Annotated in this window: 11 protein-coding genes; 1 reads left to right on the top strand and 10 read right to left on the bottom strand. The window is 43.5% G+C overall.

Features of this window, described 5'->3' with window-relative positions:
- Positions 1–37: 37 nt before the first annotated feature.
- From A5882_RS10260 to rpsB, 9 genes are all read right to left on the bottom strand, one after another.
- Positions 38–4387 (bottom strand): PolC-type DNA polymerase III, encoded by a 4350-nt coding sequence (locus A5882_RS10260; RefSeq protein WP_005236975.1) that lies wholly within the window; start codon positions 4385–4387, stop codon positions 38–40.
- Between the two features lie 108 nt (positions 4388–4495).
- A complete protein-coding gene (locus tag A5882_RS10255) occupies positions 4496–6205 on the bottom strand; it encodes a proline--tRNA ligase (RefSeq protein WP_086372709.1) in 1710 nt (569 codons plus the stop codon).
- A 69-nt stretch (positions 6206–6274) separates the two neighbouring features.
- Positions 6275–7543 (bottom strand): RIP metalloprotease RseP, encoded by a 1269-nt coding sequence (gene rseP, locus A5882_RS10250; RefSeq protein WP_005236991.1) that lies wholly within the window; start codon positions 7541–7543, stop codon positions 6275–6277.
- Positions 7544–7693: 150 nt separating this feature from the next.
- A complete protein-coding gene (locus A5882_RS10245) occupies positions 7694–8500 on the bottom strand; it encodes a phosphatidate cytidylyltransferase (protein ID WP_005236992.1) in 807 nt (268 codons plus the stop codon).
- Positions 8497–9297, bottom strand: a complete 801-nt coding sequence (locus tag A5882_RS10240) for an isoprenyl transferase (protein WP_086299628.1) — start codon at positions 9295–9297, stop codon at positions 8497–8499. Before A5882_RS10240 ends, A5882_RS10245 begins: the two co-directional genes overlap by 4 nt.
- A 191-nt stretch (positions 9298–9488) precedes the next feature.
- Positions 9489–10046 carry a ribosome recycling factor gene (frr, locus tag A5882_RS10235; protein ID WP_005229434.1) on the bottom strand — a complete coding sequence of 186 codons (558 nt, stop codon included), beginning with the start codon at positions 10044–10046 and terminating at the stop codon, positions 9489–9491.
- 1 nt (position 10047) lies between these two features.
- Positions 10048–10770 carry a UMP kinase gene (pyrH, locus tag A5882_RS10230; protein ID WP_005229433.1) on the bottom strand — a complete coding sequence of 241 codons (723 nt, stop codon included), beginning with the start codon at positions 10768–10770 and terminating at the stop codon, positions 10048–10050.
- 147 nt (positions 10771–10917) lie between these two features.
- Positions 10918–11799, bottom strand: a complete 882-nt coding sequence (gene tsf, locus A5882_RS10225; protein WP_005229432.1) for a translation elongation factor Ts — start codon at positions 11797–11799, stop codon at positions 10918–10920.
- Between the two features lie 110 nt (positions 11800–11909).
- A complete protein-coding gene (gene rpsB / locus A5882_RS10220) occupies positions 11910–12698 on the bottom strand; it encodes a 30S ribosomal protein S2 (protein WP_005229426.1) in 789 nt (262 codons plus the stop codon).
- A 300-nt stretch (positions 12699–12998) separates the two neighbouring features.
- On the opposite strand from rpsB, the gene A5882_RS10215 reads away from it, so the two are divergent.
- Positions 12999–13469 (top strand): arginine repressor, encoded by a 471-nt coding sequence (locus A5882_RS10215; RefSeq protein ID WP_016613165.1) that lies wholly within the window; start codon positions 12999–13001, stop codon positions 13467–13469.
- Between the two features lie 85 nt (positions 13470–13554).
- Here the strand turns inward: A5882_RS10215 and argS are convergent, their stop codons facing one another.
- Positions 13555–15246, bottom strand: coding sequence for an arginine--tRNA ligase (gene argS / locus A5882_RS10210; protein WP_005237000.1), 1692 nt, complete (start codon positions 15244–15246; stop codon positions 13555–13557).
- Between the last annotated feature and the right edge of the window lie 45 nt (positions 15247–15291).

Below are 15291 nucleotides of genomic sequence, written 5' to 3'. Positions count from 1 at the left end.
TGTGCTTATTTTTTATCTTAAGTGAACAGCCGGTGGTTTACAACATATCAAACAAAGACAACTGATTTTCATCAGGTAAATCTTTTAGAACACCGTTATCCGTCATGTATTCAATCAAAGTCTTAGAAACTTTCCCGCGATTGGCGAGATCTTCTTTCGATAAGAAAGGACCATTTTTCCGTGCTTCCACGATTTGTTTCGCTACGTTTAGTCCCAAACTCGGCACTGCTCGAAATGGTGCGATCAATTTTTTTCCGTCGATCACGAAGTTTTCCGCATCCGATTTATACAGATCGATCATCCCAAATTCATAACCGCGCTCTAACATTTCATTGGCTAACTCCAGAACGGTTAACAGATTCTTTTCTTTCGTTGACGCATCCAATCCTTTGTCAGTGATTTCTTGCATCCGTTCTTTTACGGCGTCTTTTCCTTTTGACATGGCAATCAAATCAAAATCATCCGCCCGGACAGAGAAATAAGCACAGTAATAGAGAATTGGGAAGTACACTTTAAAGTAAGCCACCCGCAACGCCATCAAAACATACGCCGCTGCATGGGCTTTCGGGAACATGTACTTGATCTTCGAACAAGAATCGATATACCATTCAGGGACATTGTTCTCCCGCATCGCTTGCAAGTAAGTGTCCCGCAAGTCGTCAGGGATCTTGTTCCATTGCCCTTTACGAACCGTCTCCATGATTTTAAAGGCCATCCCGTCATCTAGGCCAGCATGGATCAAGTACACCATGATATCATCCCGACAGCCGATTACTTCTGCTAGACTGGCATCTCCGCGACGAATCAGTTCTTCGGCATTGCCCAACCATACATCGGTACCATGGGAAAGACCAGAGATCTGCAAGAGCTCTGCAAACGTCGATGGATGGGTTTGATCCAACATCCCCCGCACAAATCGGGTCCCAAATTCTGGGATGCCTAATGTACCTGTTTTTGAGTAGATCTGCTCTTCAGTCACACCTAGCACGTCCGTACCACCAAAAATACGCATCACTTCCGGATCATCCGTGGGGATCGTTTTAGGATCGATTCCTGATAAATCCTGCAGCATCCGAATCACCGTTGGGTCATCGTGTCCCAGGATATCCAGTTTTAAAATATTGTCATGAATGGAATGGAAATCAAAGTGGGTCGTTTTCCATTCTGAATTTTGATCATCTGCTGGGTATTGAATCGGCGTGAAATCATAGACATCCATATAGTCTGGAATAACGATGATTCCCCCCGGATGCTGACCAGTTGTCCGTTTGACGCCAGTTGCACCCTTAGCCAATCGATCGACTTCAGCTGCTCGATAATGGAGATTATGATCGCGCTCAAAGCCTTTTACGAAACCGAAGGCTGTTTTATCGGCTACTGTACCGATCGTTCCGGCACGATAGACATATTCTTCGCCGAAGAGCACTTTCGTATAGTTATGGGCCTCTGGCTGATATTCCCCAGAGAAGTTCAAATCGATATCGGGGACTTTATCGCCATGGAAACCAAGGAAGGTTTCAAAAGGAATATCATGGCCATCTTTGTTCAGACGTGTGCCGCATTTTGGACATTTTTTCTCTGGCATATCATAACCAGAACCATACGAGCCGTCTTCGTAAAACTCAGAATACTGGCAATCGGGACAATAATAATGAGGGGCTAATGGATTGACCTCAGTGATCCCAGTCATCGTTGCTACGAAACTAGAACCGACTGATCCCCGTGACCCTACTAAGTAGCCGTCTTGATTGCTTTTATGAACCAGTTTTTGTGAGATCAAATAGATCACGGAAAACCCATTCCCAATGATCGAATCAAGCTCTTTTTTCAAACGTTTTTCCACAATTTCTGGTAATGGATCACCGTATAGCTCTTTGGCACGGTTGTAACTCAAGTCGGTGATCTCTTGTTCAGATCCGGGAATCTTTGGTGTATACAGATCATCTTTTACCGGAATGACTTTTTCACAGAGATCAGCGATTTTATTTGGGTTCGTCACCACAATTTCTTTCGCTACTTCCGGACCTAAAAACTGAAAAGCGGTCAGCATCTCATCGGTTGTTCGGAAGTGTACATCCGGTAAACTATGTCGATTCAAGGGATTGGCGCCCCCCATCGAATTGATCAAGACCTTACGATAAATGGCATCTTCTTCGTTCAGGTAGTGGGCATTCCCAGTAGCAACAACGATTTTTCCTAACTCTTCACCCATTTGGATCAAATTCCGAATAATGTCTTCTAGGTCTTTTTCGCTTTTCACGAGCTCCGTTTCTAGGAGATGGGCATAAACTGCTTTGGGCATGACTTCGATATAGTCATAAAACTTAGCAAGTTCCCGCGCTGCATCAACCCCTTTTTGCATCATTGCGACAAAGACTTCCCCTTTATCACAAGCGGTTCCGACTAACAATCCTTCCCGCAATTTCACCAATTCTGAGCGCGGGATCCGCGGGACTTTATCATGGAAGTACTTCACATTCGACATCGAGATCAGCTTGAATAAATTCTTCAATCCCGCCTGTGTTCGGGCTAAGATCGTGGCATGGAAAGGCCGAGCTGCTTTATAGGAGTTCTCGCCCCCAACGTGTCGGTTCAAATCTTCGTGCAGCAGCATGTCATGTTTTTCCATCGCTTCTTTGACAAAGATCCACGCTAAATGACCGGTTGCCTCGGCATCGTAGATCGCTCGGTGATGTTGCTCCAAACTAACGCCGAATTTTTTGGAAAGGACACCTAAACCGAATCGCTTAAACTCTGGATACAAATAACGAGCGAGTTCCAATGTATCAATGACGGGATTTTCTGCTTCTGGAATACCGTATTTTCGATAACTTGTATTTAAGAAGCCCATATCAAATGACGCATTGTGGGCAACTAGAATGGCTCCTTCAGAAAACTCACGGAACAAACGTAAGACTTCTTCTTCCGATTTTGACCCCCGAACCATTTCATCGGTGATCCCCGTCAATTCTACGGTCGTTCGTGATAAAGGATGGCCAGGATCGATGAATTCATCAAAGGAGCCTTCCACGTTGCCTTTATGCATCCGCACAGCGGCCAATTCAATGATGGTGTCGTACACTGCAGACAATCCGGTGGTCTCCACGTCAAACACGATATAAGTGGCATCAGTCAGTGGGACAGGCTTCGGATTATAGGCAACCGCTACCCCGTCATCCACGATATTGGCTTCCACACCGTAAAGAATTTTTACCCCGGCTTTTTCTCCGGCGTGATGGGCATCAGGAAACCCTTGTGCGCCACCATGATCGGTGATCGCAATCGCCTTATGGCCCCACTTGCCAGCTTGAGCGACAAAGTCTGCCACATTGTTGGTTGCATCCATCGTACTCATATTTGAATGCAGGTGAAGTTCGACCCGTTTTTCGCCTTCAGGTGCATAATCTTTGCGGGCCTCGTGTTTGACTTCCAGCAAATCTTGTGCATTCATAACGAGATCTCGCATAAAAGTATCTTCTTGAACACTACCACGCACTTTGACCCAACTACCTTTAGCAATGGCATCAAAGACTTGTTCATCTTTTTCATTATTGGAGAATTTTTTCACACTAAACGACGACGTATAGTCGGTGATTTTCAAAATCAAAATCTTCCGTTTTGAACGCAATTCTCGAACTTCTTTATCAAAGACATACCCTTGGATCGTAACTCTGCGTTCTTCCTCAATGATATTGATCATCGGTGTCACAGGTTCATCGGCAGGAATATTACGTCCCAAGGCAATTGGTCCGTCAAATTCGACTGTTTTGACTTCTTTTTTGCGTTGCTCGTGGGCCATTAAGTTCTCAGCGGCTTGCAATTGGAAGGCTGCCGTTTGTTCTTCTTTTCGTGCTTCAAGTTCTTTCAAGGCTGCCTCAGCCTGTTCTTTGTCTAGCTGCGGCAAGATCCGAAATTTTTGAAACCCGAAAGTCCCATAATTTTCCTCAATGATCGGTAAGTACTGTTGCTGCAAAATCGTGATGACCGCATCATTGTTGACGGGTAAAATCACTTTGTTCTCTTGAATCATAGGCATTTGATTTTTAATCACTTGATGAACTAACGGCCGATCACAATTTTGATTGGCTAACGCTAATGGCCAGTATTCTTGAATGAACTGCTCATCAAAGGAACCATCTTGAGCTTCAATGACAATGCGAACTTCCGCGATCTCTTTAAACGCTAGTTCAATGTGTTGTTTAAAGGATTGATACACCATCACCGGTAATAAACGTTCAAATTGGAAATAAAACGTCCACGCTTTTGATTGTCGATGCACGGTTACTTGTCTGATTTGGGCAGTTTGCATCAATGGATGCTGCCGAAGATTTGGGGCAGCTGCAATTTGGTCTAATAATATCTCAAAGGTCTCTCTTTCTTTTGACAATTGAAGATCCTCCTTTTCTCAGTACTCACTAGTATACCTCTTTTTGTCTTCACTTTCATTAAAAAATCGAGAAAGGAATTCCTCTCTCGATCTACCATTTGTTCCGATTTATTCTTGGTTGGCTAATAAAATCGTCAAGGTCGAAGCGACTTCTTCTTTCCTCACTTCAACGGTTGCGCCAGTATGCTTGATTTTGATCTCCACGATGCCTTCTACGGCTTTTTTACCGATGGTCAAGCGAATCGGACAACCAATCAAATCGGCATCTGCAAATTTGACCCCTGCACGTTCATTGCGGTCATCCACCAATACTTGATAGCCGACTTGGTTCATCATTTCTTCTACTTCTTCACTTAAGGCATTTTGATAGCTATCTTCAATCGACGTTTGGATGATATGCACATCAAATGGGGCAATTTCTTGGGGCCAATCGATCCCAAACTCATTGCCGTATTGTTCGACGATTGTTGAAAGCAGCCGAGAAACGCCCAGACCATAACAGCCCATGATGATTGGTTGTTCATCGCCATTTTCATCGACAACCGTCGCTTCTTGGGCCTCGCTGTACTTGGTTCCTAACTTGAAGATATGCCCAACTTCGATTCCTCGCGTAAAGGTTAAGGTTCCTTTTCCATCTGGGGAAGGATCGCCTTCTTGAACCAAGCGAAAATCGGCAAAGGCTAGTGGTTGAAAATCACGGCCTACATTTGCATTGAGAAAATAGCTCTGTTTTTCTGCCGCTGGGACGATCAGATTCGCCATATCTTGGACATGCTGATCCGCATACAATTGGATCGAATCAGCAAGCTCAATGGGGCTGCGAAGTTGTGTGTCACTGATCAGATAGGACTCGGCTTCTTCAGCAGTCAGGACCTTCACTTGATCAGCCGCTAAAAAATGCTTGATTTTTGTTTCATTGAGACTGTGATCACCTCGAAGCAATACCATAATGACTTGCTCGTCAACGAGCAGCAAAAATACTTGAACGATTTTTTGCAAATCCGTATCGTGTGTTTTCGCCAGTTCCTCTAACGATAATGATTCTTTATGAACGACTTTTTGTAACTCTAAGTAGGTCTCATGAGATTTTTTAGCGATATACTGACTAGTTGCTAGTTTCCAATTGGCGACATAGTCGCTTTCAGTCGAATAACAGATCAGCTCTTCGCCGATTCCAGACAATGCCAAAAACTCTTTTGAATCTCGGCCACCCATCAAGCCATTATCCCCGACCACTGCCCGATACTCGATCCCACAGCGTTTCAATATGGCATGGTAAGCCATTTCGTAGCGATTATAGGTTTGATCTAAGCTGGCTTCATCGGCGTGAAAAGAATAGCCATCTTGCATGATAAATTCACGGCTGCGAATCAATCCAAAACGCGGCCGCTGTTCGTCCCGATATTTCGTTTGGATCTGATATAAGCTCAAAGGCAGCCGCTTATAAGACGTGATCTCGTTTTTGATCAATGTCGTGAACGGCTCTTCGTGAGTGGGCCCTAAAACGATCTCTCGTTCGTTTCGATCTGTCAACCGATACAAAGACTCACCATACAATGAGGCCCGTCCAGACTCCTTCCATGGTTCATACGGAAGCAAAGAAGGCATCGCCATCTCCACGGCATCGATTTTTGCCAGCTCCTCACGAATGACCCGTTTGATCTTTTCTAACACCCTTTGAGCTAATGGCAAGTAGACATAGATGCCTGCCGCCACTTGTCGAATATACCCTGCCCTAACTAACAGTTGATGACTTAACGTCTCCGCATCGCTGGGGGTTTCCCTCAATGTCGGAATCAAACATTTTGACTGTTTCATTTTTTTCTCCTTTGCTACAAAAAATCATGTTCACCCGATCAATAATTGATTTGCTTGTGCGTCTTATTTTTAAAAGAAGAAACGTTGGATATCATTCCAGGTAACGAGAACCATCAGCAGCATCAAAAACCCAAACCCAATCAGGGTAATGATGCCTTCTTTTTCTTGACTGATTGGCTTGCCTCGCACACCTTCTAAAATATTTAAAACCAGTTTCCCACCATCTAATCCAGGAATCGGCAATAAATTAAAGATCCCCAAATTGATGGAAATCATCGCCATCATGGCGATCACCGTTGTGACACCTTGCGATGCGGCTTGAGAAGACAGTTGGAAAATCGCTACTGGTCCGCCCAATTTATTGATATCTGGTTGGGCGATCAAGTTGCCGACTGCTCTAAAAATAACCAGCGAATTGTCAATGGTCGTTTGTAAGCCACCCAGTAAGATGTCTCCGATCCCAGTTTTTAACGAAGCCGTGATCCCTAAGAAACCGATCGTGGTCTCCCCTGATTCTTGACTCGCAGGAGTTGCTGTCAAATCAAGTGTTTCCGCTCCTCGTTTGACTTCTAGAGTAATCTGAGTAGCTGGGTACTTTTGGATCTCTGTCGTCAATTCTGACCAGTTGGAAACATCGACGCCTTCAACTGCTAGGATTTCGTCGCCATTTTGCAGCCCGGCTTCAGCTGCCGGGGTTCCTGCTTCGATTCCTGTCACGACGGTTGCATCTTGATTCGCGACACCACCTTGCGCAAACACCAACCCAGTGAATAAAACCAAGGATAAAATAAAGTTATTCATCGGTCCTGCAAAATTCGTCAGCATTCGTTGCCACAGCTTTGCAGACTGGAATTGAACGTCTTTTGGTGCGATCCGAACTTCAACGCCATCTTCATGAATGATCGTTGCGTCATGATCCACAGCGTACGTAACCGCTTCTTGTTCATTGCCGTTGATGAAGCCAGTGATCGTCAACTTCTCCTCCAAGTCAAAGTCGGTCACTTCCATGGGGATTGCTTGCGGCAATTGGATCTTTTTGCTTGTATTGATTTTGGTGACTTTGCCAGTTGCATCTTGAACCAAGGAGACTGGCATGCCAGGCGTTAATTCGGTCTCATCTTCGCCCCAGCCTGCCATTTGGACATACCCGCCTAATGGCAGCATCCGAATCGTGTAGGTCGTCCCATCTTTCGCTTGATGCGCGAACAATTTAGGCCCCATACCGATGGCAAACTCTCTTACTAAAATACCTGCCCGTTTTGCAAAGAAGTAGTGTCCAAATTCGTGAATCACTACCACCACGGAAAAGATAATGATAAATACAAGTATCGTTTTCATGCTCGTTCCTCTCTTTCACAGCATCCCTCTCATTCAGGGCAGCCTTTCCTTATTTTATCACACCGGTTCCCGTTGAGGAACTCACATTCCCGTTGTAACAAGAATTTAAAAAAAGAAGCGCAAGCCAAGCCTGCACTTCTTAAAAATTTTCTAAAAGACACCGAATAAATACATGATTGGAAACACAAACAACATGCTGTCGAAGCGATCTAAGATTCCTCCGTGACCTGGCAGGATATTCCCTGAATCCTTCACGCCATAGTGACGTTTGATCGCGGATTCCACTAAATCACCAAATTGCCCAGCGATCGAAAAGAGGACCGTCAATAAAATCATGATGGCACTACCGTGTCCAAAATAATCTTTCCCAGGAAATGCTAATAGATACAAACCAGCTACGACCACCGCAGCAGCAATCCCGCCTAGGGCCCCTTCGATGGTTTTATTAGGAGAAATCTCCGGCCATAATTTTCGTTGGCCGTAACGCCGTCCCACCATGTAAGCCCCAATATCCGTTGCCCACACGATAAACAGCCCGAAAACTAAAACAACTAATCCATCCGTTGCTGACCGTGCCGTCAAGAAACGTTCAAACCCGACACCGGTATATAAGCTAACGATCACCGGAAACCCAGCTTCATCGATGGTATACGTATTTTTCGAAATAACCGCGATCCCTAGTAACAAAAGAACGATCAGATAGTACAAGGCACTTTTATCTGTCCCCTCTGGCAAAAAGAAAAACCAGCGTTCTTGAGGCAAAACTAAGATCACCGCTCCGAGGATTGAAAGAATTCCTTCAAAACTGAAAATAGCTAGTCCTTTCATCCGAAATAATTCATAAACACCAATTCCTGCCATTGCTGCTGCCAGCAATTCGACGGCAATACCGCCAACATAAATAATTGGCAGGAAAAAGGCTAATGCGACGACCGCAGTGATTACACGTTGTCTCACTCTTCTTCCTCCTCTGTTTTCAAACCGCCAAAACGCCGGTTTCGTTGTTGAAAGCTCCCAATTGCGTCCTCTAATAACGCAGCATCGAAATCAGGCCAGAGCGCCTTCGTAAAGAATAACTCGCTGTATGCAATCTGCCATAACAAGAAATTACTGACACGTTCCTCACCACTCGTTCGAATCACCAATTCAGGATCCCGCAAAGGGCTTGGTAAAAAACCAGTCATCAAATGCGTCCCCAGCATGTCTTCCGTGAGCTCTGGTAGGACTTCGCCGGAAGCCGAGAGTTCTTCATAAAGCGCTTGGACAGCTGTCAAAATTTCTGCGCGGCTGCCATAATTCAAAGCAAAATTCAAGATCATTCCCGTATTGTCTTTGGTTTGGTCGATCGCTCGCTTGACCGCTTCTTGCGTGTGTAGGGGTAAAGAATCCGTGAACCCCATCACTTTGACTTGAACATTTTCTTTGATTAGCTCAGGAACAAAGGTGTCGAAAAAGTCGACTGGTAGTTGCATCAAAAAGTCTACTTCCTCGTTCGGCCGTTTCCAATTCTCTGTCGAAAATGCATAAAGCGTCAATACCTTCACACCTAAGTGTGAAGCGTGTTTCGTGATTTTCTTTACCGTCTCCATGCCTTCTTTGTGGCCAGCTACTCTTGGCAAGCGCCGATTTTGCGCCCATCTGCCGTTACCATCCATAATGATCGCGATGTGTTGGGGAATCGGCAGTGATGGATCAAATTCATGTTCAGCCGCTTCTTTGATATATTTGTCTTTTTGTGGAAAAAAACGCAGCATCGTATTCGCTCCTCTTCCAATTCTTGAAATTCATCTTTTACATTATAACAATAATCAGATTTCTTGCCTATGAAAACCAAGAAAAGATTTCCATATTAAGAAAAAACAAAAAAACAGCTGTCATATTCAAGTACATGAGATAGTTTCGCCCATAAAAAAAGAGCCGCTGAAGCGACTCTTCGTCATTCCTTTTAAACTTCAAGTAATTCTTGTTCTTTTTCAGCTGCGATGGCATCGATTTCTTTGATGCTGTTATCTGTAGCAGTCTGCACTTCTTTTTCAGATTCCCGCAAATCATCTTCTGTGATGTCGCCAGCTTTTTCTTGTTTCTTGTAAGCTTCCATGGCATCCCGACGAATGTTACGGACGGCGATTTTCGCATTTTCAGCTTCTTTTTTCACGTCTTTTGCTAATTCTTTACGGCGTTCTTCCGTTAATTGAGGAATCACCAAACGAATCACTGTTCCGTCATTGGCAGGCGTGATACCAATATCACTTTGCATGATGGCTTTTTCAACTTCTTGGATCATTGTTTTGTCAAAAGGTGTGATCATCAAAATTCTTGCTTCTGGAATCGTAATTGAAGCCATTTGGTTCAAGGGTGTTGGTACACCATAGTAAGTAACCATTACGCGGTCTAAGATGCTCGCGTTCGCGCGGCCAGCACGGATTTGTCCTAGTTCCCGCTGCAAGTTTTCTGCTGCTTTTTTCATTTTGTCTTTTGCTTCTGTTAAAATTTTGTCAGCCATGTTATTTCCCCCTTACTGTCGTTCCAATATGTTCACCTAAAATGGCGCGGCGAATGTTTCCATGCTCATTCAAGTTGAATACGACTAATGGAATATCGTTGTCCATACTTAATGAACTTGCGGTTGAATCCATTACTTGCAATCCTTTGGAAATGACTTCTAAATGAGTCAATTCTTCAAATTTCACAGCACTTTGATCCGTTTTAGGATCTGCTGAGTAGACGCCATCAACATTGTTTTTTGCCATCAAAATGACATCGGCGTTGATTTCAGCTGCCCGTAAGGCTGCGGTCGTATCAGTTGAGAAATAAGGATTCCCGGTTCCGCCAGCAAAAATGACGACCCGTCCTTTTTCTAAATGGCGTTCTGCTCTACGACGAATATAAGGCTCAGCGATTTGACGCATCTCGATTGAAGTTTGGACACGCGTTGGTACACCAGCGTTTTCTAGTGTATCTTGTAATGCTAAAGCATTCATCACAGTCGCTAGCATGCCCATGTAATCAGCTTGGGCTCTTTCCATCCCCATTTGCGCACCGATTTGTCCACGCCAAATGTTTCCGCCGCCGACTACGATCGCCATCTGTACACCTAATTCGTGGACTTCCTTGATCTCTTTAACGATCTCCTGGATGGTCGGTGGTTTGATCCCAAAGCCTTCGTCACCCGCTAATGCTTCACCACTTAATTTTAATACAACACGTTGATATTTTGGTTTGCCCATCATGATTCCTCCGTACATTCTCCAATACTATTGTAGCATATTGGTGCTCTTTCGTTGAAAATTATCTACACTATTTCTTCAAAAACCGTTTTTGCTTAAAAAAAGGGAGCGCACTTCCATGCGTTCCCATCTGTTCGAGGAACAGAATTATTTTTTCACTTGGCTCATTACTTCTTCAACGAAGTTGTCTTCGCGTTTTTCGATACCTTCGCCGACTTCAAAGCGGACAAAAGATTTCACAGTTGCGCCTTTTGATGCAACATATTTTTCAACTGTCATATCTGGGTCTTTAACGAATGGTTGGTCAACCAAAGCGATTTCTGCTTTAAATTTCTTCAAGCGTCCTTCAACCATTTTTTCAACGATGTTCGCTGGTTTGCCTTCGTTCAATGCTTGTTCTGTCAAGACTTGTTTTTCATGATCCAATTCTTCTTGAGAGATTTGTGCTTCGTTCACGTAGCGAGGGTTGATCGCTGCAACGTGCATTGCAACATCTTTCGCAACTGATTCGTCAGTTGTTCCTTCAAGAACAGTCAACACCGCAATACGTCCGCCCATGTGTAGGTAACCGCCGAAAGCAGCATTGTCATCTTTTTCAACAACTTCAAAACGACGGAAGCTGATTTTTTCTCCGATTACTTGTGTTGCTTCGATCAACGCAGCATCCATTGTGCCTTTAGAGGTTTCTAATTTTAAAGCAGCATCCATATCAGCTGGTTTGTTCGCTGCGATTACTTCAGCGATTTCTTTTACTAAGTCTTGGAACATTTCGTTTTTAGAAACGAAGTCAGTTTCTGAGTTCACTTCAACGATTGCTGCTGTGTTGCCGTTGATTGCTACAGATGCTAAACCTTCAGCAGCAATACGGTCGTTTTTCTTCGCAGCTTTTGCCATACCTTTTTCACGTAATAAGTCAACGGCTTTTTCGATGTCGCCTTCTACTTCAACTAATGCACGTTTTGCGTCCATCATTCCTACACCAGTCATATCGCGTAATTCTTTTACTAATTTAGCTGTTACTTCTGCCATTTTTTGTTTCCTCCTAAATGTTTTTAAACAAGATTGCTTGTCTTTAAAAAAAGCTGTTTCAAAGGAGAGTGAGGCTTGGCGCCTAGCCTTTGAAACAGCTCCATCATTTATTATTCAGCTGATGCGTTGTCGCCTTCGACAACATCAACGATTTCTTCGATTGAAGTTGCGTTTTCTGTTGATTCAGCAGCAAAATCTTCTTCTGCTACTTGGTCTTCGCCTTGGTTACCTTCGATGAAAGCATCTGCCATTTTCGCAGTGATCAATTTAACGGCACGAATAGCGTCATCATTTGATGGGATAACAACATCGATTTCGTCTGGATCACAGTTTGTATCGACCATCGCTACGATCGGGATATTTAATTTGCGTGCTTCTTGGATCGCGATACGTTCTTTACGTGGGTCAACAACGTACATTACATCTGGAATTCTTGGCATATCAGCAATACCGCCTAAGAATTTTTCAAGACGTTCGCGCTCTTTGTTCAAGCCAACGACTTCTTTTTTAGGAAGAACAGCAAATGTACCATCTTCTTCCATTTTGTTGATTTGTTTCAAACGAGCAACACGTTTTTGGATTGTTTCCCAGTTTGTCAATGTTCCACCTAACCAACGATGGTTAACATAGTATTGACCTGAACGGATTGCTTCTTCTTTGATTGCTTCTTGTGCTTGTTTTTTAGTACCTACGAACAATGCAACGCCGCCTTCTTCAGCAACATTTTTCATGTAGTCGTAAGCTGCGTCTACTAATTTCACTGTTTTTTGCAAATCAATGATGTAGATGCCGTTTCTTTCTGTGAAGATATATTTCTTCATTTTTGGGTTCCAGCGACGAGTTTGGTGACCAAAGTGTACGCCGGCTTCTAGTAATTGTTTCATTGAGATTACTGCCATGTTGTGTTTCCTCCAATTTGGTTTTTTATTTTCCTCTCTTGCTCTTTTACTCCTTGAAGAACTGAATCGATCAGCACCGCTTCGCAGATGGAACAAGATGTGGGATTGACGTGAAAAACTCACGCCTTAAACAGTATACAGTAGCTAAAAAAGAAATGCAACTGATTCAAATGAAAAACTACGATTCGCGATCCAGCTTTTTTTAACACTCTAAATCTTTTCTTATAATATATAGGTTTTTTCGGCGTTATCTGCTATGATAAGGCTGACTTAATCAATCATGCTTAAAGGAGTTTACCTATGCGAAAAGCTGATCGCCATTTACTTATTAGACAAATCATTACTGAACATACTGTACGCACGCAAGAAGAATTATTGCATCAATTGGAAGCCCAAGGCGTCTCCGCCACGCAAGCGACTATTTCTCGCGATATTCGTGATTTGAAAATCGTGAAAGTGCCCGATGAGTCAGGTCAGACAAAGTTTGTCATTTTTCAAGGAATGCAAGCTTCTGAGGATGAAAAAGAAGAAGAGCAGCGTTTGATACAGATGATCGAAGACGTTGTCACTAAAGTAGATCGTGTGCAATTCATGACCTTAATCCATACCGTTGCGGACAATGCGCCTTTGCTTTCGGCAGCGATCGATGAAGTGACCATGCCAGAAAAAGTTTGCTCGTTGGCGGGCTTTGATACAGTAGCGGTGATTTCCCGCAGCGACGAAGACGCTGAAACTTTTTATCAATTTATCAGAAACCACGCGGTCTTATAGCGCAAAAACAGCTATAGGATCTAGCTGCATTCTTCACTACAAAAAAGCTGTGCCCTTGTCGAAACAAGTGACACAGCTTTTTTTGTTACATTTTGTCAGGTGCATGTAAACCAAGCAACCGTAAATCTTCTTTCAATAGAGTAGTTACTGCATAAACCAGAGCCAGACGTGCGTCTTTTTCCGTATCTTCGGCTAAGATTTTGACATTGGCATAATACTTGTTAAAGGCTTGTGCCAACTTGATGGCATGTTTGGCAATGACGGATGGTTCATATTTTTCCGCCGCTTGCATGACCGTTTCTGGGTAGCGCTGAATCAATTTGATAACTTCCCAGCTCTCAGCGTCTGCCAACGCCAGACTGCTGACAGCAGCGGGATCAAAGTTGGCTTTTTCAAGAATGCTCATGGCACGGGCATGAGAGTATTGCACGTATGGTCCGGTCTCTCCTTCAAAACGGACGACTTCTTCTAGCGTAAAGTCGAAATTATTCAAACGGTCATTTTTCAAATCGTGGAAAACGACTGCCCCGACACCGACTTGTTTTGCTACTTCTTCTTTGTTTTCAAGTGTTGGGTTCTTTTCAGTGATTTGTTCTTTCGCTGAATCGATCGCTTCATTCAATACTTCTTCCAAAAGAACAATCTTGCCTTTTCTTGTAGACAGTTTTTTCCCATCTTTGGTGATCAACCCAAATGGTACGTGGGTCATATCATCTGCCCACTCAAAGCCCATTTCCTTCAAAACAGCTTTTAATTGTTTGAAGTGATAACTTTGTTCATTCCCTACCACGTACAATGATTTTGCAAAATTGTAGGTCCGTTTGCGGTAAAGCGCTGCAGCCATATCCCGTGTGATGTAAAGGGTCGCACCATCGGACTTACGGATCAACGCCGGATTTAAGTCATAGGCAGCCAAATCAACGATTTCTGCCCCTTGGTCTTCTTTTAGCAAGTGTTTTTCTTCTAATAATTCCACGACTTCTGTCATTTTATCATTATAGAAAGCTTCGCCATTCAATGAATCAAAGGAAACTTCCAACATATCATAGATTTTATTGAATTCTTTTAATGATTCATCACGGAACCATTGCCACAAATCCATTGCTTCTTGGTCACCATCTTCTAGTTTCTTGAACCAAGCTCTCGCATCATCTTCTAATTGCTTATCTGTCTCGGCTGCTTCATGAAAATCAACATACAAACGCAATAGTTCGTTGATTGGTTCCGCTTTGACCGCTTCTTCTGACCCCCACTTCTTATAGGCAACGATCAATTTTCCAAATTGTGTGCCCCAGTCGCCTAAATGGTTGATGCGAATTGGCTGATAACCGATTTTTTCTAAAATAAAGCCGATCGAGTTACCAATCACAGTGGAACGCAAATGCCCCATTGAGATGGGTTTGGCAATATTTGGTGAAGACATATCGATCGGTACTGCTTGCTGATTGCCGATGGTTTGATCGCCAAAATGATTTTTTTCTTTGAGAACCAGCTCTAAGACATGGGCAGAGATTGCTTTTTTATCCATAAAGAAGTTTAAATACGGACCGACCACTTCAATTTTTTCAAAAGACGCTTGATCGATTTTTTCTGCTAAGTCTGCGGCAATTTGCTGCGGCGCTTTCCGATAGACTTTTGCTAGCGAGAAGGCTGGGAATGCCACATCCCCATGGTCGGCTGACTTTGGATTTTCCAGTAATTGCTGAACTTGTTCGATCGATAGATCTTCTTTTACTACTTGATGGATCGCTTGTGCGACGATTTCTTTGTTATTCATAGTATCCCTCCTATAATGACTGAACCCATTTTTTGATGAAACGTT

This window comes from Enterococcus sp. 4E1_DIV0656 (genome assembly GCF_002140695.1).
GTDB classification, from domain to species: Bacteria; Bacillota; Bacilli; order Lactobacillales; family Enterococcaceae; genus Enterococcus_D; species Enterococcus_D entomosocium.
The sequence above is the reverse complement of the archived record's forward strand: the minus strand, read 5'-3'. Positions and strand labels throughout refer to the sequence as shown.

Excerpts from the sequence above, each read along its gene's own strand:
- A5882_RS10255 (WP_086372709.1), bottom strand. The coding sequence starts at position 6,205 with ATGAAACAGTCAAAATGTTTGATTCCGACATTGAGGGAAACCCCCAGC.
- rseP (WP_005236991.1), bottom strand. The coding sequence starts at position 7,543 with ATGAAAACGATACTTGTATTTATCATTATCTTTTCCGTGGTGGTAGTG.
- A5882_RS10240 (WP_086299628.1), bottom strand. The coding sequence starts at position 9,297 with ATGCTGCGTTTTTTTCCACAAAAAGACAAATATATCAAAGAAGCGGCT.
- frr (WP_005229434.1), bottom strand. The coding sequence starts at position 10,046 with ATGGCTGACAAAATTTTAACAGAAGCAAAAGACAAAATGAAAAAAGCA.
- pyrH (WP_005229433.1), bottom strand. The coding sequence starts at position 10,770 with ATGGGCAAACCAAAATATCAACGTGTTGTATTAAAATTAAGTGGTGAA.
- tsf (WP_005229432.1), bottom strand. The coding sequence starts at position 11,799 with ATGGCAGAAGTAACAGCTAAATTAGTAAAAGAATTACGCGATATGACT.
- rpsB (WP_005229426.1), bottom strand. The coding sequence starts at position 12,698 with ATGGCAGTAATCTCAATGAAACAATTACTAGAAGCCGGCGTACACTTT.
- A5882_RS10215 (WP_016613165.1), top strand. The coding sequence starts at position 12,999 with ATGCGAAAAGCTGATCGCCATTTACTTATTAGACAAATCATTACTGAA.
- argS (WP_005237000.1), bottom strand. The coding sequence starts at position 15,246 with ATGAATAACAAAGAAATCGTCGCACAAGCGATCCATCAAGTAGTAAAA.